This is a genomic window from Paraburkholderia acidicola, from assembly GCF_002362315.1.
Classification (GTDB): domain Bacteria; phylum Pseudomonadota; class Gammaproteobacteria; order Burkholderiales; family Burkholderiaceae; genus Paraburkholderia; species Paraburkholderia acidicola.
Map to the genome: position 1 here is coordinate 288,602 of NZ_MTZV01000003.1, position 24,050 is coordinate 312,651.

The 24,050-nt window shown below is 64.0% G+C and carries 17 protein-coding genes; 11 read left to right on the forward strand and 6 right to left on the reverse strand.

The window, feature by feature from the left end:
* Positions 1–80 precede the first annotated feature (80 nt).
* The gene (locus BWP39_RS09020; protein WP_096719709.1) at positions 81–1,358 is read left to right on the forward strand and encodes an EAL domain-containing protein; all 1,278 of its coding nucleotides are present in this window, start codon (positions 81–83) and stop codon (positions 1,356–1,358) included.
* A gap of 57 nt (positions 1,359–1,415) precedes the next feature.
* Here BWP39_RS09020 and arfB read toward each other — a convergent pair whose 3' ends face one another.
* The 4 genes from arfB to recC are packed head-to-tail and all read right to left on the reverse strand — an operon-like array spanning position 1,416 to position 11,141.
* Positions 1,416–1,820: an alternative ribosome rescue aminoacyl-tRNA hydrolase ArfB gene (gene arfB, locus BWP39_RS09025; RefSeq protein WP_096719050.1), complete on the reverse strand. Its 405-nt coding sequence runs from the start codon at positions 1,818–1,820 to the stop codon at positions 1,416–1,418.
* Positions 1,817–3,949 carry an AAA family ATPase gene (locus BWP39_RS09030; RefSeq protein WP_096719052.1) on the reverse strand — a complete coding sequence of 711 codons (2,133 nt, stop codon included), beginning with the start codon at positions 3,947–3,949 and terminating at the stop codon, positions 1,817–1,819. The genes arfB and BWP39_RS09030 overlap by 4 nt, the downstream gene beginning before the upstream one ends.
* Positions 3,946–7,692, reverse strand: a complete 3,747-nt coding sequence (gene recB, locus BWP39_RS09035) for an exodeoxyribonuclease V subunit beta (RefSeq protein WP_096719055.1) — start codon at positions 7,690–7,692, stop codon at positions 3,946–3,948. Before recB ends, BWP39_RS09030 begins: the two co-directional genes overlap by 4 nt.
* Entirely contained in the window at positions 7,689–11,141 is a 3,453-nt protein-coding gene (recC, locus tag BWP39_RS09040; protein ID WP_096719057.1) for an exodeoxyribonuclease V subunit gamma, read from the reverse strand. The genes recB and recC overlap by 4 nt, the downstream gene beginning before the upstream one ends.
* Positions 11,142–11,374: 233 nt before the next feature.
* Between recC and BWP39_RS09045 the strand changes: the two genes are divergently transcribed.
* Entirely contained in the window at positions 11,375–13,807 is a 2,433-nt protein-coding gene (locus BWP39_RS09045; RefSeq protein WP_096719059.1) for an FUSC family protein, read from the forward strand.
* A 26-nt stretch (positions 13,808–13,833) separates the two neighbouring features.
* Here BWP39_RS09045 and BWP39_RS09050 read toward each other — a convergent pair whose 3' ends face one another.
* A complete protein-coding gene (locus tag BWP39_RS09050; protein WP_096719061.1) occupies positions 13,834–14,031 on the reverse strand; it encodes a hypothetical protein in 198 nt (65 codons plus the stop codon).
* A 328-nt stretch (positions 14,032–14,359) separates the two neighbouring features.
* On the opposite strand from BWP39_RS09050, the gene treA reads away from it, so the two are divergent.
* From treA to BWP39_RS09065, 3 genes are all read left to right on the forward strand, one after another.
* The gene (gene treA / locus BWP39_RS09055; RefSeq protein ID WP_096719063.1) at positions 14,360–16,033 is read left to right on the forward strand and encodes an alpha,alpha-trehalase TreA; all 1,674 of its coding nucleotides are present in this window, start codon (positions 14,360–14,362) and stop codon (positions 16,031–16,033) included.
* Between the two features lie 175 nt (positions 16,034–16,208).
* Positions 16,209–16,976: a class II aldolase/adducin family protein gene (locus BWP39_RS09060; RefSeq protein WP_096719065.1), complete on the forward strand. Its 768-nt coding sequence runs from the start codon at positions 16,209–16,211 to the stop codon at positions 16,974–16,976.
* Positions 16,977–17,001: 25 nt separating this feature from the next.
* Positions 17,002–18,024 carry a 2-dehydropantoate 2-reductase gene (locus BWP39_RS09065; RefSeq protein ID WP_096719067.1) on the forward strand — a complete coding sequence of 341 codons (1,023 nt, stop codon included), beginning with the start codon at positions 17,002–17,004 and terminating at the stop codon, positions 18,022–18,024.
* Positions 18,025–18,064: 40 nt separating this feature from the next.
* On the opposite strand, the gene BWP39_RS09070 is transcribed toward BWP39_RS09065, so the two are convergent.
* The gene (locus BWP39_RS09070) at positions 18,065–18,889 is read right to left on the reverse strand and encodes a class I SAM-dependent methyltransferase (RefSeq protein WP_235851401.1); all 825 of its coding nucleotides are present in this window, start codon (positions 18,887–18,889) and stop codon (positions 18,065–18,067) included.
* Between the two features lie 68 nt (positions 18,890–18,957).
* Here BWP39_RS09070 and BWP39_RS09075 point away from each other — a divergent pair, with 68 nt between their 5' ends.
* From BWP39_RS09075 to dmpE, 6 genes are all read left to right on the forward strand, one after another.
* Positions 18,958–19,503 carry a GNAT family N-acetyltransferase gene (locus tag BWP39_RS09075; RefSeq protein ID WP_096719069.1) on the forward strand — a complete coding sequence of 182 codons (546 nt, stop codon included), beginning with the start codon at positions 18,958–18,960 and terminating at the stop codon, positions 19,501–19,503.
* A gap of 127 nt (positions 19,504–19,630) precedes the next feature.
* Positions 19,631–20,614 carry an NADPH:quinone reductase gene (locus BWP39_RS09080; RefSeq protein ID WP_096719071.1) on the forward strand — a complete coding sequence of 328 codons (984 nt, stop codon included), beginning with the start codon at positions 19,631–19,633 and terminating at the stop codon, positions 20,612–20,614.
* Between the two features lie 126 nt (positions 20,615–20,740).
* Entirely contained in the window at positions 20,741–21,550 is an 810-nt protein-coding gene (locus BWP39_RS09085; RefSeq protein ID WP_096719073.1) for a helix-turn-helix transcriptional regulator, read from the forward strand.
* 246 nt (positions 21,551–21,796) lie between these two features.
* Positions 21,797–22,264: a RidA family protein gene (locus tag BWP39_RS09090; RefSeq protein WP_096719075.1), complete on the forward strand. Its 468-nt coding sequence runs from the start codon at positions 21,797–21,799 to the stop codon at positions 22,262–22,264.
* A 15-nt stretch (positions 22,265–22,279) separates the two neighbouring features.
* On the forward strand, positions 22,280–23,266 hold the full coding sequence (locus BWP39_RS09095; protein ID WP_096719077.1) for a pyridoxal-phosphate dependent enzyme: 987 nt from the start codon (positions 22,280–22,282) through the stop codon (positions 23,264–23,266).
* Positions 23,263–24,045: a 2-oxopent-4-enoate hydratase gene (gene dmpE / locus BWP39_RS09100; RefSeq protein WP_096719079.1), complete on the forward strand. Its 783-nt coding sequence runs from the start codon at positions 23,263–23,265 to the stop codon at positions 24,043–24,045. The genes BWP39_RS09095 and dmpE overlap by 4 nt, the downstream gene beginning before the upstream one ends.
* The last annotated feature ends 5 nt before the right edge of the window (positions 24,046–24,050 follow it).

Sequence of the window (24,050 nt, forward strand, 5' to 3'; positions counted from 1 at the left end):
GCAAGCGCCCAGACCGAGTGTCGGTTGCGCGCGCATCGACCGCGCGTGTCCGTGGCCCGCGGCCTGTGAGTTTCATTGCCATGCCAACCGTCGACGACCGCACGCTTCCCGACCTGCTGCCCCACCTCGTGCGCAACGACGCCGGCTGGGGCGCCACATGGTGCGGCGTCGCGCTGCAAAGCGTGTTCCAGCCGGTGTTGTCCGTCACGCACCGGCGCATCGTCGGCTACGAGGCGCTACTGCGCGCACACAATCCCCTCGGTCCACCAGTCTCACCCGAAGCACTGTTCGCCGCGACCCGTTCGTCGGAAGATGCGCGCAGGCTCGACCGTCTCGCGCGCTGCATGCATGTGGCGAATTTCGTCGAGCAAGGCATCGACGGCGCGTGGCTCTTTCTCAACACCCGCCCCCAGGTCTTCGAGACCAGTTGGCCGCAGCGTGTCTTCATCGACGAACTGTCTGCGCATTTCGGACTGCCGCAGGAGCGCATCGTCATCGAGGTGCTGGAGCAACCCGCCGATGACGAAGCCGCCGTCGCCAACATGCTGGCCGCCGACGAACCGCGCGACTTCCTGATCGCCATCGACGACTTCGGCACCGGCTTCTCGAACTTCGACCGCGTGTGGCGCTTTCGTCCGGATATCGTCAAGCTCGACCGCTCGCTGATTGCACGCGCGGGCAAACGCGACGGCGACAACTCGATGATCAGCCATCTGATCTCGATGCTTCATCAACTGGGGACGATGGTGCTCGCCGAAGGCGTCGAGACCGACGAAGAACTGATGATCCTCATGCAGGCCGACGTCGACTTCGTGCAGGGCTTCTGGCTCGGCCAGCCGGAGGCTTCGGTCCGTGCGTCGAGCGCGCAGGCGCCCGCGCTGATCGAATCGATGTGGGACAAGTTCTCGGAATACGAGCGCACGCACGCGCGCCATCAGCGCGTAAGCTTCGAGGGGTTGGCGGAAACGGTGCTGGCGGGCGCCGAGATGTACGCAGCAGGCGCAGATCTCGCGACGGCCGCGCAGAAAGTTTTCGCTTTCCCCGAAGCGCGCCGCGTGTTCGTGACGAATGCGCTCGGCCACCAGATGCTGCCGTCAGTCACCCCGCGCGAAGCCGCGCAACCGCCGGCGCGTCTTGCCCCGCTGTTTCCCGATACGTACAGCAACTGGTCGCGGCGCGCCTACTTCAAGCACGCACTGGCCGCACCGGGGCGTGTCGCGATGATGGGCCCGCATCGCTCGCTCTCCGACGGCGAGGACTGCTACACCGCCGCGGTTGCGGTCGAACGGAACGGCGAGCTCAACGTGTTCTGCGTCGACTTCACGCCGGCCTCGGTGATCTCCGGTCCGGTGCCCTGACGCTGCAGCGCCGGACTGCACCTCGCGCAGAACGAAGACAGGTTCTGCCAAAGCACCTCAGTCGTCGATGCGCGAACGCCCCGCCTTCACTTCGCCACGCTTTGTCTTCGTGTCGAGCCGTCGCAGATTCGACGCGCGTGTCGGACGGGTTGCGATGCGCCCCTTGCGCGTGACGCTCACGCTTTCGATCAATTGATCGAGCCGCGCCAGCGCGGCCGCGCGATTCATCTCTTGGGTGCGGTGCTCCTGCGCCTTGATGACGACGACACCATCGCGTGTGAGCCGGTGATCGGACAACGCGAGTAGCCGCATCTTCAGCACGTCGGGCAACGACGACGCGCGCACGTCGAAGCGCAGATGTATCGCACTCGATACCTTGTTGACGTTCTGCCCGCCCGCGCCTTGCGCACGCACGGCGGTCAGTTCGATTTCGTTCGGCGGGATGGGATAGCGGGAAGTCATGGCGCGATGATAAACGCAATGCGCGCGGCCAGACCCGAATCGCGCCGGGTCGGTGTCGCGATCGCCTGGGCCAGCACTGCACGCGAACCGATCACCTCGACGCGCTCGCGCGCCCGCGTGATCGCCGTGTAGACCAGTTCGCGCGACAGCACCCGGCTGAACGCTGCCGGCAGCACCAGCACCGCATGCTCGAACTCCGAGCCCTGCGACTTGTGCACCGTCAGCGCGAAGGCAGTATCGTGCGGCGGCAACGCAGCCGGTGAAACCGCTCGCACGCTGCCATCGCCGGAGCGGAAATACACACGCAATGCACCACCCGGACCCGGCAATGTCACGCCGATGTCACCGTTGAACAGGCCCAGTGCGTAGTCGTTGCGCGTGACCATCACCGGCCGGCCAGCGAACCATTGCGCGCCGACTGCCAGCGGCACGTGTGCCGAGCGACGTACCTGGGCTGCCATCGCCGCGTTCAACTGTTCGACGCCGCGCGGACCGCCACGTGTCGCGCACAGAATGCGAAAGCGGTTTAGTGCGTCGAAGAGCGGCAGCGGGTCGGGCGTCGCTTCGGCAAGCGCAGCGCGCAGTGCCGTCGAATACGGTGCGAAACCCGCCGCGAGCCGCGCGATCGTGCGTTCGCTCAGGCCCGGTTCCGCGTCCTCGTGAAGTACCGCAGCACGGTCTGACTGCGGCGATGTGTCCGCAGTCAGCACGTCGAATGCGGCCTGCGTCGCACCACGGCGGATTGCCAGCGACAAGCGCCCGATCGCCGACTCCAGGCCGAAGCGGTAATTACGCTCGAGCCATACGACGCAATCGGCGAGTGCGTCGTGTGCTGCATCGACGGGTTGCTGGATGCGCGGGCTCTCGTTACCGGTTGTGGCAAAGGCGAGATCGCTGGGCGGCTGCGATACGGTGTCGATATCTTCGTGATCTGCCGGCCACCATGGCTCCGCTTCATCGCCGAGCCACATCGGTATCTCGGCATCCGGCGACGGTAACGCATCCCAACCTTCACGACTGGAAGCAACTGCCTGATGCTGATCGTCGGCACGCGGCAGTGCGGCTGTCAGCGTCGCCACATCGATGGCGAGTGCCGCGGCAATCGCATCGAGCCCCTGTGCGCTGAATGTCGGTCGCGCACTCAGTTCGGCAAACACCGCGCCCGCCTCGACTGCGGCAAGCTGATCCTTGTCGCCCAGCATCACGAGACGCGTGTGCGGTGCGATCGCATCGAGCAGATGCGCCGCCATCGCGACGTCGATCATCGATGCTTCGTCGACCACCACGACGTCGTACGGTAGAGGGTTGTCCCGATGATGGCGAAAGCGCCCGCCCGGCCCGGCGCCGAGCAGACGATGCAGCGTGTACGAAGTCTGCGGCAAGCGTGCGGCCAACTCCGGCGGCAAGCTGCCCGCGCGTGCCAGCAGCGCTTCCTGCATCCGCTGCGCCGCCTTGCCTGTCGGCGCCGCCAGCGCGATGCGCAAATCCGCATGCATGTCGAGCAGACACGCCAGCACACCGACAACCGTCGTCGTCTTGCCGGTCCCTGGTCCGCCGCTGACGATCGTCAACCCGCTCGACAGCGCCGTCGCAACCGCGACGCGCTGCCAGTCGACACCCTCTTCAACCGACGGTCCAAAGTAGCGCAGCAAGCGCGCGTGCAATGCATGCGCATCCGGCAATGCCCGATCGACACCGGCAATTGCGTTGTTCCGCGCCGCCTGCGCATGCGCGACCAGCAAACGGGCGAGGCGGCGCTCGTAGTCGTAATACCGCGCGAGGTACAACCGCCCTTCCGTGTCGACAACAAGCGGCCGCAATGCCGACGCTTCCTGCGACCCATCGCTGACCACACCGCTATCGAACAGCGCCGCATGAATCAGATCGAGCGGCGCGGCATAGCGATGCGCGAGTGTCGACAGCGGCACGCAGACATGGCCTTCGGCCGTCGCGCGGCTCGCGGCAAATGCAGCGCGCGCAGCCCAGCGCACACTCGCCGGCGTCGCACCGAGGCGGCGCGTCAGCGTCGCAATCCGTCGCGCGAAACCGTCGGCTAGCGCCGTGCTGAAATCGGTGGGTGCTGGCAGCGTGAACTCGGCTGCCGGAAGCGGCTTGACCGTTGCGCTCATACCGTCCTCCCGTCCATCAACGCATCGAGCGCCATCACGAGGCGTTCATCGGGTTGCCGTGCGTGCACACCGGTCGGCGCGTCGCCGTCGCGCCATCCAGGCCGCACGCCGCGCACGAACAGATACAGATAGCCACCGATGTGTTCGCCATACGCATAGTCGCGCAGCCGCGACTTCAGATAGCGATGCAGCGCCACCGTATAGAGCAGCGCCTGCAGGTGATACGCATGGCTCGCCATCGCGGCCTCGAGCGGCGCGGCGGTGTAGTCGGCGGGTGTATCGCCGAGGTGATTCGATTTCCAGTCGACGATCCAGAACCGCCCGTCGTGTTCGACGATCATGTCGATGAAACCTTTCACGAAGCCGCGCAGTGCTCCGGCTTCGAGCGCGACGTCGGGGTAGCCGTGCGCGGTCAGCACATTACGCAGTGTCGGAAAATCGAGCGAAGAAGCGGGAAACAGAAACTCGAGCTCGTTCATCCGTCGCGCCGGGTTCAACTTCGCGAGCGTCATGCCCGGCACGAGTTCGGTCGCGACAACGTCGTCGAGCAGCCGGTGCATCATCGACGGCAGGCGCTTCGCGAGATCCGGCGCAGCTGGCGCCGGGCGCTCGCGCAACGCGCGCACGATCGCTTCCGGCCACTTGCTGCGATCGGTGAAGTCGGCTAGTTCGAACATCCGGTGCAGACACTCGCCGGCCGCTGCGCCGCGCGGAAACGCGAGGATGTCGTCGGCGGCGAGCGATGTGGCCTGCGATAGAAGCGCCGCTGGCCACGCCGGCTGCGCCACCAGATCGGCAATCTCGTCGTGGTCGGGCCGTGCATCGCCGGCCGGTGTGAAGACTTCGTCCGCCCGCGCACCGGCTACGACCAGCGCGCTGAAACTCGCGAGACGCCACGCATCGCGCAGCAGACGGCGACCGGTTCGCGCCTGCATGCGCCGGCCGTCGTCCTGCCGGCTCTCGAGCGGCACGCGCCGCTGTCCGAGCGGCAGCGCGGCGAGCGCAATCGGTCCGCCTGCGAGTACCTGCCAGCGTGCCATCAGATCAGCTTCGTCGGGTGGCGCGGCGAGCCAGTCGTCGAACGCGAGACCCGCGCCCGCGACGAGCCAGTTCAACACGCTGCGGCGCGACTCCTTTGTCGAACGCGACGAGACGTAGGTGCCCGCGACCAGATAGCAGCGATACACCGCCCGCGTCAGCGCGACGTACACGAGACGCGCGCGCTCGGCCGCCTGTTCACGCGTGGCATGGCGCGTGGCCCGCTCCGCTTCTTCGTCGTCGCAACCGTAATGCAGCACCGCTGCGCCATCCTCATCGTGATACTCGCGTGCATCGGGCAGACCCGACGACGGCGGATCGCGCAATGCGCCATCGTTCAGGAATGGACAGAACACCACCGCATATTCAAGTCCTTTCGATTTATGCACGGTAACGATCTGCACGAGATTGCGGTCCGACTCGAGACGCAACTGCGCTTCTTCGCCGCCGCCCTGCTCGCGTTGTGCAGCGAGCCAGCGCAGCGTCGGTGCAATGCCGGGCTGCGACGCAGCGCGCGCCTGCACGAGTTCCGCGAGATGGTTCACATCGGTGAGCCGTCGTTCGCCGTCGGGCCCCGCGACCAGACGCTGGGCGATACCGAGTTCGCGCATCAACGTGCGCCACATCGCAGCGAAGCCGCGCTCATGCCACAACGTGCGATAGCGCGAAAAGCGTTCGACCCAACCCATCGCATCGGCGGCGTGCTCCTGAGCGTCAGCGGACAGCGGCGCATCGGTCACCTGCTCCAGTTGCCAGAGCGCGGCCGCATCGAGCCCGAGCCAGTCGGTGGCGAGTGCAGCGCGCAGACGCCGCAGATCGCCGGGCGTATCGACGGCAGCAAGCACGCGTTCGATCTGCTCCGCGTCGAGCGTCTCGAACACCGATGCCTGCGCCAGTTCCACGCTACCGACACCCCATGCGGCCAGCACCCGCTTGATCTGGCTGCCCTGCCGATGCGTCTGCACGAGCACTGCGATATTGCCCGGCGCCAGCGGCTCGTCGCCGATCGTCACCGTATGTTCGCGGGCACCGCGCAACAGCCGCACGATCTCGGCAGCGCACGCTTCGCTGGCGGCGCGCTGCGCATCGCGCTTCGTCAGCGCGGCGTCGCCTTGCGGCAGTGTCCAGATGCGGAAGTCCGGGCTTTCATCCGCTTCGTTGTGAGCGGCTTGCGTGTCTCCGTCGACGAACGGCTTGCGTTGCCGCTCGCCCGCACGCACCGGCTGATACGTCAGCCCGTCGAGTACGAACGCGTGCGGGTTCGCCGCGAAGATGCGATTGCACGCTTCGACGATCGGCGCCGTCGAGCGCTGGTTGACCGCCAGCGTGTAGCACGCAGACGCTTCGGCGCGCGCGGCCAGATACGTATGCAGATCGGCGGCACGAAAACTGTAGATCGCCTGCTTCGGATCGCCGACGAGGAACAACGGGCCGGCTGGTGCAAAGATCCGGTTGAAGATCGCGAACTGCAACGGGTCGGTGTCCTGGAACTCGTCGATCAACGCGGCTGGGTAGCGCGTGCGCAGTGCATCGGCGAGCCACGGATGCGCTGCCAGCGCGCGATACAGATTCGACAGCAGATCGTCGAACGAGACGACGCGGCGCGTGCGCTTGCGCGCGGCGAGTTCGGCCGGTGCGAACTCGAGCCAACCCTGCACGAGATCTAGCCAGCGCGCGCGCTGCGCAATTTCGGCGGCGACGACAGCGGCCGCGAGATCGTCGGCGAGCGTGAAGAATGCATGTTCGGGTGGCTCGAATTTGACCTTCGTCGCTTTCTTTAGCGCCGAGGCGGTCAGCTTCAACGCTGCGTTCGGCGGCGGCGCATGGTGGTCGTCCTGCGCGAAGTAATCGGTCCACGCGGCGACGGCTGCGTCGATGGCATCCGGTTTGTGCGATGTCTGTTTGAGCCGGTCCTGCGTTTGTGCAAGCAAACCGACTATCGCGTCACGCTCGGTGCGCCACATTTCGTGTGCGGCGGAAAAGCGCGCTTGCGGATCGACCGGTGCGCTATGCGCAGTGCCGCCGCCATCGCTGTTGCCCTCACCTTGCGCACGCAGGTCGCCCCAGCGCAACTGCGCAAGCGGCTTCTTCAAGCGCCGTGCAAGCTGTTCGTCGAGCGATGCCGGTCCTGCCCGCTTGCCGACGAGCCACGCGGCGAACGCCGGATGATCGGCGGCGACGGGTTCCACCTGCTGGCGCCAGAAATCGGCGGCGAGTTCGAAGCGCAGCGCGGCATCGTCGGCTTCCATCTCGAACGCGAACGGCATCGCCGCCGCGAACGGCGCCTCCTGCAGCGCGCGCTGACAGAACGCGTGGATCGTGTGAATCGCTGCCTGATCGAACGTGCGCAACGCGCGCCGGACGATACCGGTTGCCGCAATACGATCGATACCGCCATCAATCGCAAGCGTCGTATCGAACAACCCGGCGATAAACGGATCGCCGCCGTCGTCATCCGTTTCGAGCGCCCGGTACAGTTCTGCGAGACGCCCGCGTATGCGCTCGTGCAACTCGGCGGTGGCCGCCTTCGTAAAAGTAACGACGAGAATCTGGTCAGCGTTGAGATTCTTTTCGAGCAGCAACCGCACGTACAGCGCGCAGATATTCCACGTCTTGCCCGTGCCCGCCGATGCCTCGATCTGGTTCACGCCATCGAGCGCGCAGCCGAAGACATCGAGTTCCTGTGCCAGCAGCGCGCCGCTCATGATCGGCTCCGCAGATGCTGGACCAGCGGTGCAAACACGATCGTCGCGAGTGTGCCGAACGGCTCGTCGAGCGTCAGCGGTGTGCCGCGCCACGCGATACGCAACGCCGGATCATCCGACTCGCCACGTACGCGGTCGCTGATCCACGCGCCCTGTGCCGCGGAATCGCTCTCCTTGACCTTGGCCCACGCGCTCTTCGGAAAGAAGCGCAGCGGCAGCGAACGTCCCGCGCGGAACAGCGCGGCGAGCGGCGCCAGCAGTTCGAGGGGCGCCGCGACCGGTGCGAATTCGAAGGTGTCGCCGCTACCGTGCCAGACCGTACGGCGCGGGCCATCGGGCTGCGCCGCGCAATAGACGAGATGCGCGAGCCAGGCCGACAGGTAGTCGCGTGCGGTCGGCTTCGCGTAGCGGAACATCACCTGGCCGGTTTCGGTTAGCAGGTTCAGCGTACCGTGCAATTGCAACGGTTGCTCAGCAGCCTGGCGCAGTTCATCGTCGTAAGGGCCGAACAGTTCGATGCCCTTGGTGTCGGGCCAGCGTGGCGCGAGATCGAGCGCAAATGACAGTCGCTCGACACCGCCCGCCACGGCTTGCCTGACGTTATCGGCCAGTTGGCGCAACGCGCCGAGTTCGCGCGCACGCCACACTTCGCCAGTTGCGCCGCCGGGTAGTTCGGGGCTCGCCTGCGCAATGCGCCGGATGCGTCCGAGCGCGGCGTCGCCAGTTCCTGCATCGAGCAGCGCCGGTAGCAACCTGTCGGCCAGTGCGTCGCGGCCCGCGTAGTCGAGTTCGAACGGTTCAGTGTCGAGCAGTTCGCCCTGGGTATCCGTCAGCACGATGCCCAGCCGGTCGCGCAGCAACGCGCGCGCGGGATGACGCCAGAAGCGCTGGAAGGTATCGAACGGGACCGGGTCCGCGGGTTCGGCGGGCAGCGGTGCCGAGAAGAACGGCGGGTTCGCCGAGCGCGGCGGGCCGCTCAGCAGCGCGGCCAGTTCCGCGCGCTCCGGGTCGTAGGTGAACAGCGTGTGGCCTTCATGGGCCGCGAAATAATCGGCGGCGAAGGGCTGCAGCGGATGCTCGACGATAAACGTCCGGCGTGCCGCATCGAGTTGCGCCGGTAGCGCATCCTCTCCCGCCGATACGCGCGCAAGATGATCAAGCAGCTCATCGACGAGCGCGGCCGGCGGCAACGGCGCGTTATCGCGGATGCTGCGGCCGGTGTACGCGATCAGCAAACGGTCGCGTGCGGCCAGCAGCAGATCGAGGAACAGGTTGCGCTCGTCGTCGCGGCGCTGCCGGTCACCCGGTTTGCCGAACGCCGCCATCAGATCGAATTCGTCCGCACGTGCGAGGCTCGGCAGCACGCCATCGTCCATGCCAAGCAGGCACACGATCCGGTACGGCAGCCCGCGCAGACTCGTCAACGACGAGAACGTCACACCACCCCACGGCACGCCGCCGCGCGCGGGGTCGTCGAGTGCGGCGGCGAGCGCCGTGCGCACGACAGACGCCGGCAGCGGCACATCGAGCGCGCCGCTCTGCATCGCATCGCCCATTGCATCGATGGCGCCGCGCACGTCGGCAAGTGCGTCCGCAAACGCGACGCCAGTGTCGAAGCATTGCGCGAGCGTGTCGAGCAGCAGTTGCGTCCATTCGGCCGGCGTCTGTTCGGTGGCGCAGCGGCGCGCAAAGCTGTCGAGATGATCGACGAAACGCGCCAGCCGGCCGAGCAGTTCCGCATCGGGGCCGCCCGCGCCTTCGACAGGCAACCAGGCATCGACGGGTTCGCCACGGTCCGGCATCGCGTAGCCGAGGAAGAGCCGGGTCAAAGCATCGGCGAATGTATGACGTGCCACCGGTATCGCGGGATTGACTGGCTCGGCCGGTTCCAGCGGTGCGAGACCGCGTCGCGCGCCGGCCGCCGCCAGCCATTCCTGCGCCGTTTCGAGCGCGGCCGCATCGATGCCGTAGCGCGCCGCCACCGCATCCACGCGTAGCCATTCAATCAGCTCGGGCGCCCCCACATTGCGCTCGGGCAGCGCCAGCCAGTCGAGCAGCACGCGCGCGACCGGATTGGCCTGGGTCGGCGGTAAACCGGTGATGCGATACGGAATCCGCCGCAGCGACGCTTCATGACTCCCCACCGACGCCGTGCCGAACACCGCATCGATCAGCGGACCGGCCGTGGCCAGATCGGCGCACGCAACCAGCACATCGGACGGCTGCAGATCGTCGAATTCGTCGAACCAGCCGAGCAGCCGGTCGTGCAGCACTTCGAGCTGCCGCGACAGGCTATGGCAGACATGCACTTCGATGCCATGTGCTTCTGGCGTGGCTGAGTCGCCGGACTCCGGTTCCAGCGCAAGGATCGCGTTCTGCACGGCCGCGAGCCAGGTCGACGCCGGGTTGCCGACGTACAGTGACGCTTCGCTCGATGCGGCGCTCTCGGTCAGTTCATGCAGCATGTGCAATTGCGCCTGGGTCTGTCGCCCCCACTCCGCGAGCAGCGGATGCCCGACCTCCTGATAGTCGAGTTGTCCGGCGGCATCGAGCGCTTCGACGCGCCGTTCGCTGACGATATCGAACCAGAACTCGCGGCACGGATTCAGCGCGTACAGCCGCACATCGACCCAGCGCGATAGCGTGCGCAGCAGTTCGATATGCAGTGGTGGCATGGTGGGCAGCGCGAACACATAGACAGCGGCCGGCCAGCCCGCCCGCGAAATCGCGTCGAGATCGAGCGTGCCGACCTCGTCGAGAAAGCGGTAAGCCGGCGGCGTCGCCCCGGCCGGCGAACGGCCAGCCTGTTTGCGGCTACCGGCTTCACGCTTCTGCCCGTCGGCCATTTCGTCGGCGACTTCGGCGAGCAGCGCGCGCCACAACGCAGCCTGCCAGTGCTCGTCCTCGCGGGCCGCGGCACTCGCGCCGATCAGGCGCGGACCGGTCTCGCCTGCCTCCGGGCCCGCAAAGATCGAACCGCCCTTCTGCCACTGCAGCAGCCACTCGGGACGATAGGTCAGATAGTGATCGAGCACCGTCGCGACGCGTTGCGACAGTTCGTAGCGCATCGACGGATCGGCGGCTTCCAGATAGGCGCGCAGCCGCGGCGAGGCGTTCCATGGAGCATGGGCGGACGCTTCGGCGGTCCGCCCGAGTTGCCGGTAGCAGCGCCAGACCAGCCGGTCCGGCGCGAACGGCGAATGCGGCGGCACCGGGATCACACCGTCGATCTGCGCCCACAGCCATTGCGCCAGATAGCGGAAGTCGACGTTCGCACACACGCCGCGCTGCGCCGCGATGTCGAGTTCGAGCCGGCGCCGCACCGCCGCGCTCGGCACGATCACGGGCTGCGGCGTCCACGGGTCGGACGCGGCGTCGGTCTCCGCCATATCGGCGAGCAAGGCAGCGACGAGTGTTTCGTACCGGTTCGAATAGAAGAGCTGGAGCATGGAGCCTGTGGAAGCGGACCGTACATCAAAGGCCACGCGGCGCGGATGCGCGAGCCGGGACGGACCTGAAGCGACAGCATAGCAAAGGCACCGCCGCCGCAGAACCGCTGCGCGCGAACGAGGTCAGACAGCGTGCAAAATCAGTTAGACTCGACGGCGTTTGGGTTCTGCGCTGCATGCGCCAGCGCCTTTCATTTACGCACGATTCTTCCCCGCACGAGACACGGCAGTCGATGCGCTATTCGATTGAAATCAAGAAGTTTCTTTACAGCCAGTACTTCTACGGCGGCTTACGCATTGCAGTGGGCATTTCGTTGCCGGCCGTGCTCTGCCTGATCGTCTTCCACAATCGCGACCTCGGCTTCACGATCGCGACCGGCGCACTCGGCGCCTGCGTGGTCGACATGCCCGGCCCGCTCAAGTACAAGCACAACGAGATGCTCGCGTGCAGCGTGATCGGCTTTCTCGCCGCGCTCGCCACCGGCCTCGCCACGGTCAACGTGGTCGCGCTGTGGTGTACCGTCGTACCGCTGACGTTCGTGCTGTCGCTGATCGTCGTGTACGGCAATCGCTGGCCGCAGATCAGCTTCGCCACGCTGTTCATGATGGTCATGACGCTCGAGGAAAGCTTCACGCCGATGCAGGCGCTCGTCAATGCGGCGTGGATTCTGGTGGGCGGCCTCTGGTACACGTATTGGTCGACGCTCGTGACGAGCTGGCAGGCGCGCCGCATCGAACAGCAGGCGCTCGCCGAAAGCGTGTTCGCGTGTGCGGATTACCTGCTCGCTCGTGCAGACTTCTACGATCTCGACAACGATCTCGACGAGTGCTATCGCAATCTCGTCACCAAGCAGATCGCGGCGGTGGAGCGCCAGGATGCGGCGCGCGACATCGTCGTGCGCGGCCTGCCGAAGCTGAAGAGCGGTCAGCTCGGCCCGCGCCGCGCGATGCTCTTCAATCTCTTCATCAATACCGTCGACCTGCACGAGCTGTTCGTCGGCGCACATACCGACTACCCGCTCGTGCGCAATACGTTCGGCGGCTCGGACCTGATGGTGTTCTATCGCGACCTGATCCGCAAGGCGGCCGCCGATCTCGAAGACATCGGCCTCGCCGTGCTGCAGAACCAGCCGCCGCGCAGCCGCATCAATGTGAAGGCCGAACTGCGCGCCATCGAGTTCGAAATCGAGCTGATGCGCAAGCACGATGTGCCGGCGAAAACCCCAGAGGCATACCAGGCCGTATCGTCGACGTTCCGGCGTGTATGGAGCGCGACACGGTTGATCGACCGGATGCGCAAGAGTGTCTCGAACGAAGGCGCGACGACCGAAACCGAACTGCGCATCGACCAGGCGCTGTCGCGTTTCGTGTCGAGCCGGCGCGTGCCGTTCGGGCAGATTTTCACGAACCTGACGATGGCGTCGCCGAGCTTTCGTCACGCGCTGCGCGTGACCATCGCGGTGGCGGTCGGTTTCTGGCTCGGCCGGCTGCTGCCGCTCACCAACGCCTACTGGATCGTGATGACGACCGTCATCATCCTGAAGCCCGGCTACTCGCTGACAAGACAGCGCAATAGCCAGCGGATCATCGGTACGCTGATCGGTTGCGCGGCCAGCATCGCGCTGATGATGTTCGTCAAGGAACCGCATCTGCTGCTAATCGTGATGTTCGCGTCGATGGTGATGAGCTACAGCCTGCTGCTGTTCAACTACACGGCGAGCGTCGTGTTCACGTCGTCGTATGTGCTGCTGCTGTTCCATCTGCTCGCGCCGGGCAGCATGCGTCTGATCGGCGAACGCGCGATCGATACGGTGATCGGCTGCGCGCTCGCGATCGCCGCAAGCCACCTGTTCCCGTACTGGGAATACCGGCTGATGGGCAAGCTCGTCAACGACATGATCGCGGCGACGCGGCAGTATCTGGAGGCGAGCTGGTGGTGGAGCGGCAAGCCCGCGGCGGCGGCGACTGTTCCTGCGGCTACCGTCACTGAAGCCGGTGCGCGGGCGCCGGCTGCGGCTATGGCCGATGCGGAGCTTGCCGCCACGACGCCAGGCGCTGCGGTCAGCTCCGCTACCGATGCATCGAGCGATGCTGTCGCCACGCCCGCCGTCGTACCAGCCACGCGCGCAACGACTCCGACCACACCCGCCGCAGCCGCCGCGGCCAGCGCACTCGACCGCGACTATCGCTATCGCCTCGCCCGCAAGAACATGCACGTAACGTTTGCCAATCTCGGCCAGGCGTTCCAGCGCATGATGCTCGAACCGAAAGCCGCGCAGAAGTTCGTACCGGAGCTGAACGACCTGCTGGTACGCAGCCACGTCCTCGCGTCGCAGATCACCGCGGCCGCGCCGCTGTTGCGTGCCTCGACCCAGCAACAGCAGGACAGCGTCTCACAGCAGCCGCTGCAACGCGCGCTGACGCTGGTGCGCGACAACCTGAGCGCCGCCGAAACAGGCACCGCCGCTCCCGCCGATCAGAGCGACGCCGCAAAGCTGATGGCGCGCGACCTCGACGCGATGGTGATCGATGCGGAGAAATCGCCGGATCATCCGGCCGATGCGGTTCACGAACTGAAGCTGCTCGCACATCAATGCAAGCAGATGATCGCGGCGTCTTTTCAGATCCGCAAGGACGCGAGCCTGATCCGGTTGCCGGACGCGTAGGCTGCGCTGCAGGCAGGCGCGACGGCTTACTGCGAGGCGCCCGCTGCCGAAGCGGCGTTGGTATCGGCCGGTGCAGTCGCTGCCACCGGCGCGGGATTATCGCGCTCGTACTCGCGCTTTTCGGTGATCGCGTTGTAGAGCAGCGTGGCGAGCACCAGCAACACCACGACCACGATAAAGATTGCGATACGGAAAGTCGGGTTGGGCTTGCGCGGTTCGTTCATAAGACAGCTCGGTTCGCGGATTGGTCATGACAGAGCCGGCATTCTACGCCCGCCTGCCTTGCGGTCGCCTTGCAACGCGCAAGGGTGCGCCACCACGTCGCAGGAGTGCTTCGGTTGTTGCGGATACAACCGTCCGTGCCTTCTGAAAACAAATCATCGATACGTCACAACGTGATGCGTGACAAACCGCGTCTATGCATAGCACATAACACGACTCCCACCATACAGAAACCGGAGAAATATGGCAGCATGACCCTCGCCCCTTGGAGCTGAAAGACGGGGGGAAACTCAATATATCTCGCCGGTTCGACCGGCTCATGGAGAAGACATGAGAATCCCGTCGCATATCCAACATCCTGTTGCCATTCGGAGCGATGCTGAGCCCGGTTCTCATCTGTCCGCGTTACGACGCACGGTCACGTTCGCGGCGCTTGCGTGGTGTGCAGGCTTCGCGAGTGTGTCTGCCGCCGACACGCAAGTCGGCGGTACATTGCCCGCACCGCCCGATCAGTTGTACGGCGATCTGTTCGTCGCCGTGCAGACCGCGCAGATCTTCCCGGACCAGAAGACTTTCGTCGATGCGACACCGAACGCCACGCCCACCGCCATCGTGGCCGCGTACGAAGCAGCGAAGAACAAACCTGGCTTTTCGCTGCTGGCATTCGTCAACGAGTACTTCACGCCACCACCGGATCAAAGCGTCACGCCGCCGCCCAACCAGACGCTGCGCGAACATATCGACTGGTTGTGGCCGGCGCTCACGCGCACCACGACGAGCGCCCCCGACTACAGCTCGCTGATCCCGATGCCGAAGCCCTATGTCGTGCCGGGCGGACGGTTTCGCGAGGGCTACTACTGGGACACCTACTTCACGATGCTCGGTTTGCAGGAGTCTGGCCATGAAGATCTGGTCGATGACATGCTCGACAACTTCGCGTACATGATCGATACGTACGGCCATATTCCGAACGGCAACCGCACGTACTATCTGAGCCGCTCACAGCCGCCGTTCTTTTCGTTCATGGTCGAGCTTGCCGCCCAGAAAGAAGGCAATAGCGTCTATCAGAAGTATTTGCCGGAGTTGCGCAAGGAGTACGCGTACTGGATGCAAGGCGCCCACACGACGAGCCCCGGCCATGCGTCGGGCAATGTCGTGGTGATGCCCAACCGCGTCGTGCTGAACCGCTACTGGGACGCACTCGATACGCCACGCGACGAATCGTATCTGGAGGACGTGCAGACCGCGCAACTGGCTCAGCAGACACTGGGCCGCGCACCGTCGGATGTGTACCGCGATCTGCGCGCCACAGCGGAAAGCGGCTGGGATTTCAGCTCGCGCTGGTTCGGTGACAACGCGACGCTGACCACCGTACGGACCACCTCGATCGTGCCCGTCGATCTGAACAGCCTGATGTTTCACCTCGAAACGACGATCGCACGCGGCTGTAGCATCACGCGCGATTTTCGCTGCGTGATCGAATTTACTGGCAACGCGATCCGTCGCGCCGATGCCATCAACCTCTACTTGTGGAACACCAAGGGTTACTACAGCGACTACGACTGGCAGCTCGCGAAGTCGCGCGACAACCAGACACCGGCGATGCTGTATCCGTTGTTCGTGGGCGCGGCGTGGCCGCAGCGTGCGCAGCAGACCGCCCAGGTCGTGCAGTCGGTGCTGCTGAAACCGGGTGGCCTCGCAACGTCGATCTACAACACGACCCAGCAATGGGACGCGCCGAACGGCTGGGCGCCGCTGCACTGGATTGCGCTCACCGGTTTGACGCGTTATGGGAACACTGCACTCGCCACGCAGATCGGCACGCGCTTTCTCACCGACGTGCAGGGCCTGTATGCCACGCAGCACAAACTCGTCGAGAAGTATGTGGTGGAAGGCGCGGGCACCGGAGGTGGGGGCGGCGGCGAGTATCCGTTGCAGGATGGCTTTGGCTGGACCAACGGTGTGACGCTGAAGCTGCTCGATTCGTATAGCCCTGGCAGTTGACGGCGAACGGCGAGTCGCCCTCTTCAAGTAGCGTCGACCTGTCGCCTATCCGACAGATTCGAGGCCGGTTTCAGGCCATCATGCGGACGTGACCCTGACGACGCGAATTCCTGGCGATCGCAGGGCATCGTCCCCGTGTATTTCATTGCCTGAATCATCGAACAAGGAGTGTGCCGTGACCTCGCCTCATGACAGCCTGAAAAACGACGTATCGCCCGCCGAATGGGAGACGCGGGTCAATCTCGCCGCAGCCTACCGCCTGACCGCGCTGTTTGGCTGGGACGATTTGGTGTTTACCCATATCTCGGCGCGCGTGCCCGGTCCGGAACATCATTTTCTGATCAACCCATACGGCTTGATGTTCGACGAGATCACGGCGTCGTCGCTGATCAAGATCGACCTCGATGGTCGCAAGGTTTCCGAGTCGCCGTATGACATCAACCCGGCCGGCTTCACGATTCATAGCGCCGTGCATGCGGCGCGCGAAGACGCGCATTGTGTGATGCATACCCACTCGATCAACGGCGTCGCCGTGTCGGCACAGGAAGGGGGACTGTTGCCTCTTTCACAGCAATCGCTGGGTGTGCTGGCGTCGCTCGGTTACCACGACTACGAGGGCATCGCGCTCAATGAAGCCGAGAAGCCGCGTCTCGTTCACGACCTCGGAAACAGGACCAACCTGATGCTGCGCAATCACGGTTTGCTCACCGTTGGCGCGACGCCGGCGGACGCTTTCGTCGCGATGTATTTCTTCGAGGCGGCCTGCATGATCCAGGTGCGCGCGCAATCCGGTGGCGGAAAGTTGAACCCTATCGCAACGCCGATTCTCGAGGGCATCCGGCAGCAGATCGCGCAGGTGACGAAGGGGACGAGCCCAGGGCGGCTGGTATGGCCCGGCCTGCTCCGTCGACTCGATCGACGCAATCCTGGCTACGCGGACTAGCGGCGCACGTCGCTTGAGAAACGGCATGGCGAAAATCTGTGTCTACGGCGCGGGTTCGATCGGCTGCTACATCGGCGGACGGCTTCTGGCCGGAGGAAGCGATGTCAGCTTCGTTGGGCGCGCGCGCGTCGGCGATCAGTTGCGCAGTCGAGGCATCACGCTGTCGCACTACGACGAACGGCGCTGGCATGTGGCGCCGGAGCGGATCGATGTATCGACGCAGGCTTCGGCGGTTGCCTCGGCAAACCTCGTCCTCGTGACCGTCAAGTCTGCCGCGACGCCGACGGTCGCGGCAGAACTGGTTAACGTGCTTCGCCCTGACACGGTCGTCGTCAGCTTCCAGAACGGTGTAGGCAACGCGGACGTGCTGCGCGCCGCGTTGCCGCACAACACGGTGCTCGAGGGGATGGTGCCGTTCAATGTCATCGAGCCGGCTCCCGGCGCCTATCACCAGGGTTCATCGGGCGCGCTGGAGATCAGGCAATCGCCGGCTATGCAGCCCTTCGTCGACGAGTTCAGCAAAGCGGACCTGCCACTGATCCAGCACGCCGACATGGTGCCGGTGCTGTGGGCCAAGTTATTGCTCAACCTCAACAATGCGATCAACGCGCTGGCGAACCGGCCTTTGTACGAAGAACTCTCGCTACGTGCGTATCGGCTTTGCCTCGGCATGGCGCAGAAAGAAGCGCTCGCGCTTCTGAAGCGCGTCGACATACAGCCCGCGCAACTGACGGCGGTTCCTGCGGCCTGGATACCACGCGTTCTGGGCGTGCCCGATGCGTTGTTCAGGCGGCTCGGTCGCGCGATGCTGACGATCGATCCCGTTGCGCGATCGTCGATGTCGGACGATCTGGCGGCGGGACGTATGACGGAAGTTGACTGGATCAATGGCGAAGTCGTTCGTCTTGGTCAACGCGTTGGGCGAGCGGTGCCGGTGAATGAACGACTGTGCGAACTGGTGCACGAAGCGGAGCGAGCCGAGGTGCGTCCCTCGTGGTCGGGTTCGGCGTTGCTCGCTGAATTGCGGGCTGCCAGGAAGGCGCTCTAGAACGACACGGCAGAAGCTGAACGGCGGCGTCTACACAGACTCACCCCGCATGGGCACGAATCAGACGCAAGCCGAATCCGGTGTGAATGGCACCGTCCGCCTGCACCAGGCGCACAAATTCCGCGAGCAAACGCGTCCGCAATTCATCGCGCGCCTCATCGGGCAGCCGATCGATATCGTACGTTTCCAGTAGCGAATGCCAGAGCGCATCGGGTGTGGTTTGCCACGGAACATCTACATCTTCGAACGTCAATGCGTTGAAAGCAGAACCGAACAGCTCACGCCAGCCTGCTTCGTCGTGGGTGCGGCGATCGCCGAACGCTAAAGGCGCGAGGTTATCGCGAGCGATCGGTCTGAATACCTCCATCAACGTATTCATCGCTTCGCCAAGCAAAAACTCGCGCCCCACGATCGCGGCAAACACACCACCAGGGCGCAAAATCCGGCGGACTTCTGCCACGACCTGATCGGCGTCTCCCATCAGCATGATCGCCATATGCGACAGCACAATATCGATCGTGCCGGTTTTTATCGATAGTGACTGGGCACGTTCTCTGAGCAACGACACATTGTCCGGAAGACGCTTGCGTGCGGCGTCGAGTTCATGCTGACTCATGTCGACGCCAATCAGGCGAGACGAGCGCAGATCACGATCTGCCAGCAACTTCAGCAGATAGCCGTCGCCACAGCCCAGATCGACGACAACGCGCGCAGCGCTCGAATCGTCCACGAGCGAAGCGAGCACGTGATACGACGATGCGTATTCCACAGACTTCGATTGCGCTGGAAGATGCGCGAATGCGGCACTAGTTGCGCCTGTGAAACGCTGGTGGAAATCGAGTAGATAGTCTTCAGTTGGAGACATGGAACGCACGGCGCTACTCCGCGTTATGATCGACGCAATCAGCACATCGCGCAGATCTATGTGAATTCATGAAAGATCAGACACTACCCAAGTCCAGTTACCCTGGCGTTTCGCTAAGGCACCTCGAACGCAGCGATCAAGCCGCATGGTATGCGTATCTATCCATTCCAGAGGTGATTCAGCACACCAGCTGGGACCTGCACAGCATGGATGACCTGACACCGATGTTCGACGGAATGGAATCGACCGTCGCGACCTCGATCCGGCGACTCGCGATCATCGATGATACCGACAACCACCTGATCGGCACGATAGGTTTTCATTCGATTTCGGTTATCAATCGCGTCGGGGAAATCGCTTACGACCTCGCGCCGTCTCATTGGGGCAAAGGGATTGCGAGCGCAATGTGCACGACCGTAACGGAATGGGCGTTTGCGGAGTTGGGGTTCGTTCGGGTCCAGGCGACGACACTCGATACGAACGTCCGCTCGGCCCGGGTTCTCGAGAAAAGTCGCTTTCAATACGAGGGCCTGCTGCGTTCGTACCGGATGGTGCGCGGTACACCCGGTGACTTTCATCTTTACGCGCGTCTTGCGGGCGACTCGCTGAAATGATCACTTTTTTACAAGCGTATTGACGCGCGATCGTTCAGGGTATCGGCAACGCTACGTTCGCGGACCCGCTCGGGACGCGTCGTCCAGTAATTTATTCTTCATCAGATCAGCCCGGAGATTAATGCATATGAAGGCCGCCTATTACACCTCGAAAGGTCCGGCCGGCGACGTTCTCGTCGTTGGCGACCAAGCCGATCCAGTCGCGCAACCGGGCGAGGTTCTGGTGCGCGTCGCCCATTCGGGGGTGAATCCGTCAGACGTCAAGTCGCGCTCGGGCGTCACCAGTACAGCCATGGAGTTTCCACGCGTCATTCCCCACAGCGATGGCGCCGGCGTCATCGAAGCCGTAGGAGGCGGTGTGTCGAAACAGTTGATCGGCCAGCGGGTCTGGACGATCAACGGCCAGTGGCAACGACCATTCGGTACAGCCGCCGAGCTGATCGCCCTACCCGAAAGTCAGGTTGCCCCTCTGCCTGACGGCGTCTCGACGGAAACCGGCGCGTCGCTTGGCATTCCGCTATTGACGGCCTGGTACGCCGTGCACGTTTGCGGAGGATTGCTCGGCAAGACGGTTCTCGTCTACGGCGCCACCGGCGCGGTCGGCGGCTATGCGACGCAGCTTGCCGCGCGCTCGGGCGCCCGCGTGATCGGTGTGGCCGGTAGCAAGGAGAAATGTGCGCTCGCTTCCCGGCTGGGTGCCGAGTGGGTCATCAATCGCAACGAGCAGGACGTGGTTGCCTCGGTGCGCGAGATCACGGCCGGAAAAGGCGTGGACGTCATCATCGAAGTCGACGCAGCGGCGAATGCAGGTCAATACGGCAGCCTGCTGAAGTTCGGTGGCGATGTGATTATCTACGGCTCGGGGGCAGCATCGATCGCAGTGCCGTTCCGACCGATGATCGTCGGCTTCGCGAATCTGCGCTTCTTTATCGTCTACAACCTGCCCGTTCCGGTCAGGCGCGCCGCTATCGACGCGCTCACGCCACTGCTCACGCGCGGCGCGCTCCAGCATCCCCAGGTCGAGGTTTTTCCTCTGACGGACATTGCGAAGGCCCACGAACGCGTCGAGTCGGGCGCGAACGCGAAGATCATCGTCGATACGCGCGGCTAGCGATGATGCAATACGTCGACCGATAGGCCACGGTGGGTTGTCTATAATGAACGTCACCTTCCTGATCGTTGCCGGGACACCAAGGTTCGCTCCGGTGTCGAAGGAAAAGCCCTGCTGGAGGCCCTGATGAAAGATCGCGTCGAGTACAAGCGCAGCAACGAGATCCCGGGTCTCGTGCTTAGCGAGGCGCGGTTTTCCGATTTTCGCTTCGAGCGTCATTACCATCTGGACTATCACGTCGCGCTAGTCACCGACGGCGTTCAGCGCCAGGGCTTTCATGGCGAAACCCTGCTACTGACACCGGGCACCATCCAGCTCATGCCACCGGGCGAAGTGCACGATGGCAACAGCGCCGGGGACGAGTCCTACACGCTCAAGACGTTTCGTGTCTCCCCTCAACTGCTGAGCGGAATCACCGAGGAAATCACCGGGCAGGATCGTTTTCCTGCGCTCGGCGGAACGGTGCTTCAGGACGTGCGGCTTGCCGGCCATTTGTCCCGGCTGCACGATGCGCTGCGGGCGGCCCAGGAGGCCGAGCCCATGGAGGTGCAATCCGAATGGTTGATGTTGCTTGACCGCCTGTTTTCTCAAACGCGTATGGTCAAGCCGCAGTTCATCAAGGGCACGCTCACGTCGGTGCAGTGGCAGCGCGTCAGGGATTATTGCGATGTCCACCTGGCCGAGAAGATCACGCTGGAAGAGCTGGCCGCTCTTTGCGCCCTCGAGCGTTTTCATTTTCTCAAGCTCTTTAAGCAAACCGTCGGTATGACGCCGCATGCGTGGCTCGTGCGCCTGCGGCTGGAGCGCGCGTGCTCCTTGCTAAGTCACCCCGATGCGTGTCTGACGCAAGTGGCTCAGGAAGTCGGTTTCTACGACCAGAGTCATTTCAATCGAGCCTTCCGGCAAGCGTTCGGCGTGTCGCCATCGCAGTATTGAAGCTTTAGATCCCGGCAAATAAGCGCGCCATGCGGCGCGTCCGCCGCGCGCTCATATCCCGCTCCCTACCCTCAATCAAATCCTCGCCCGCAACCCACTCAATTTTTTACAAGTGGAACGAGCGCATGTCCTTTAACTTCGAGGCATGGGGAAAGGTCGTTGCCTTTCCATGATCGTCAGCCTGAGCGATCCACCGGCGCCGTTCGCCGAATGCGTCGCCACTTGTTTCGCCATCAAGGAGAACCTATGAATCGCACTGAACTCGATCGTCGCCTCGCGGAACTGGGCATCGAATTGCCACTGCCGAAAGCGGCCATCGCCAACTACGTACCCACCGTTCTGGCAGCGGGCTTCCTGCATATTTCAGGGCAAGTCGCATTCAAGGACGGCACACCGTTCGCCATGGGCCAGGTCGGCACGGAAGTCAGCATCGAACAGGCAAAAGAAGCGGCACGATTCGCCGGGCTTGCCCTGCTCTCGCAACTTCGCTCGCAACTGACGGACGACCTGAGCGTCATTCGCGTCTGCTCCGTGACAGGTTACGTACACGCAGCCACCGAATTTACGGCGCATCCGGAAGTGATCAACGGCACATCAGATGTTCTCGTAGAAGTGCTTGGCGATAAAGGTCGGCACAGCCGCGCTGCAGTAGGCGTATCGAGCCTGCCGTTCCGTTGTCCGGTTGAAGTGTCCGCTGTGATCCAGCTTGGCTAACGGCGATTGAACTCCATGACACTGCATATCGAAACACCGTTGATCGAGTCCCGTGCGCTCTCGCTCAAGACCGGTAGAGACATTTTTCTCAAACTGGAATCGCTGCAACCAAGCGGTTCCTTCAAGCTGCGCGGTGTCGGCTTTGCGTGCGAGGAACACAAGCGCAATGGTGCCCGGCGTTTCGTCACCGCGTCCGGCGGCAACGCCGGGTATGCAGTGGCCTATGCAGGCCGCGAGCTTGGCATTCCAGTAACGGTCGTCGTACCGCAAACCACATCGGAGCGCGCGAAGTCGCTCATTCGCGGAGAAGAAGCCGAGGTCGTGGTTCACGGCGCTGCGTTCATCGAATCCAACGAGTACGCCCGCTCGATTCTGACGGACAACGACGCCTGGCTCCATGCGTTCGACGATCCTCTACTATGGGCAGGACACGCGACGATGATCGAGGAGATCGCGAGGCAAACCGAGCGCCCCGATCTGGTCGTTTGCTCGGTTGGTGGGGGTGGATTGCTCGCTGGTGTTATCGAAGGATTGCGCCGGGTGGGCTGGACCGACACCCCGGTGCTTACGGTCGAGACCGATGGTGCTGATTCCTATAACCAGGCGCTTAAAGCGGGCAAACCGGTCACGATCTCCGGGATCAAGTCCGTGGCCACGTCGCTTGGTGCCAGCAAGGTAGCCGAGCACGTCGTCACACTCGCAAACGAGCATCCGATCCGCAACTGCCTCGTGACCGATGCCGAAGCGATTCAAGGCAGCGTGATCCTGCTCGAGGAGCATCGTCTTTTGACCGAGCCGGCGTGCGGTGCATCGGTGGCGGCACTCTCACGGATTCCGGAGTATTTCCCGGACGCGCAGCGCATTGTAGTGATCGCCTGCGGTGGCGTGGGTACGACGAGCCAGCAACTGCTGGAGTGGTCCGACTTTTATCCACTCGATGGTGATCTGTTCGCAGCTCGCCATTCCGCTGAACCGACCTCACTCGACAGAGTGAAATCATGAACGACGCGCTGATCAACTCGCTGGGCGACGAACTGTATGCCGCAGTGAAAGCGTGCCACGCGCTCGAACCGCTCACGAGCCGCCACGCCGACCTGACGATCGACGACGCATACCGCATCCAGCAACGCGTCAACGCCCGGCGCGTCGAAGCAGGCGAGCGCCTGATCGGCAAGAAGATCGGCGTCACGTCGCAGGTTGTCATGGACATGCTCGGCGTGTATCAGCCCGATTTCGGCATGCTCACCGACGCCATGCTTTACCGCGAAGGCGAAAGCGTCCCGGCCGCCTCGTTGATCCAGCCCAAGGCTGAGGGAGAGATCGCCTTCTTGCTCCGGCACGACCTGCAGGGCCCGGGCGTGACCGCCGCGGATGTCCTCGCTGCAACGGAAGGTGTGATGGCCTGCTTCGAGATCGTCGACTCGCGCATCAAGGACTGGAAGATCCGCATCGAAGACACGGTGGCTGACAACGCGTCTTGCGGCGTTTTCGTACTGGGCGAACGCATGGTCGATCCGCGCGAGGTCGATCTGATCGACTGCGCAATGACGCTGGAGAAGAACGGCAAGGTGGTGACGACCGGCACCGGCGCCGCCGCGCTTGGCAATCCGCTCGAAGCAGTGGCATGGCTCGCCAACACGCTTGGCCAGCTGAACGAGCCGCTGAGAGCCGGCGACGTGGTGCTGTCGGGCTCGCTGGCCGCAATGGTGCCTGTCGCAGCGGGTGACAGCCTCAAGGTTTCCATCGACGGCATCGGCAGTTGCTCGGTCCGGTTTGTCTGATCTCA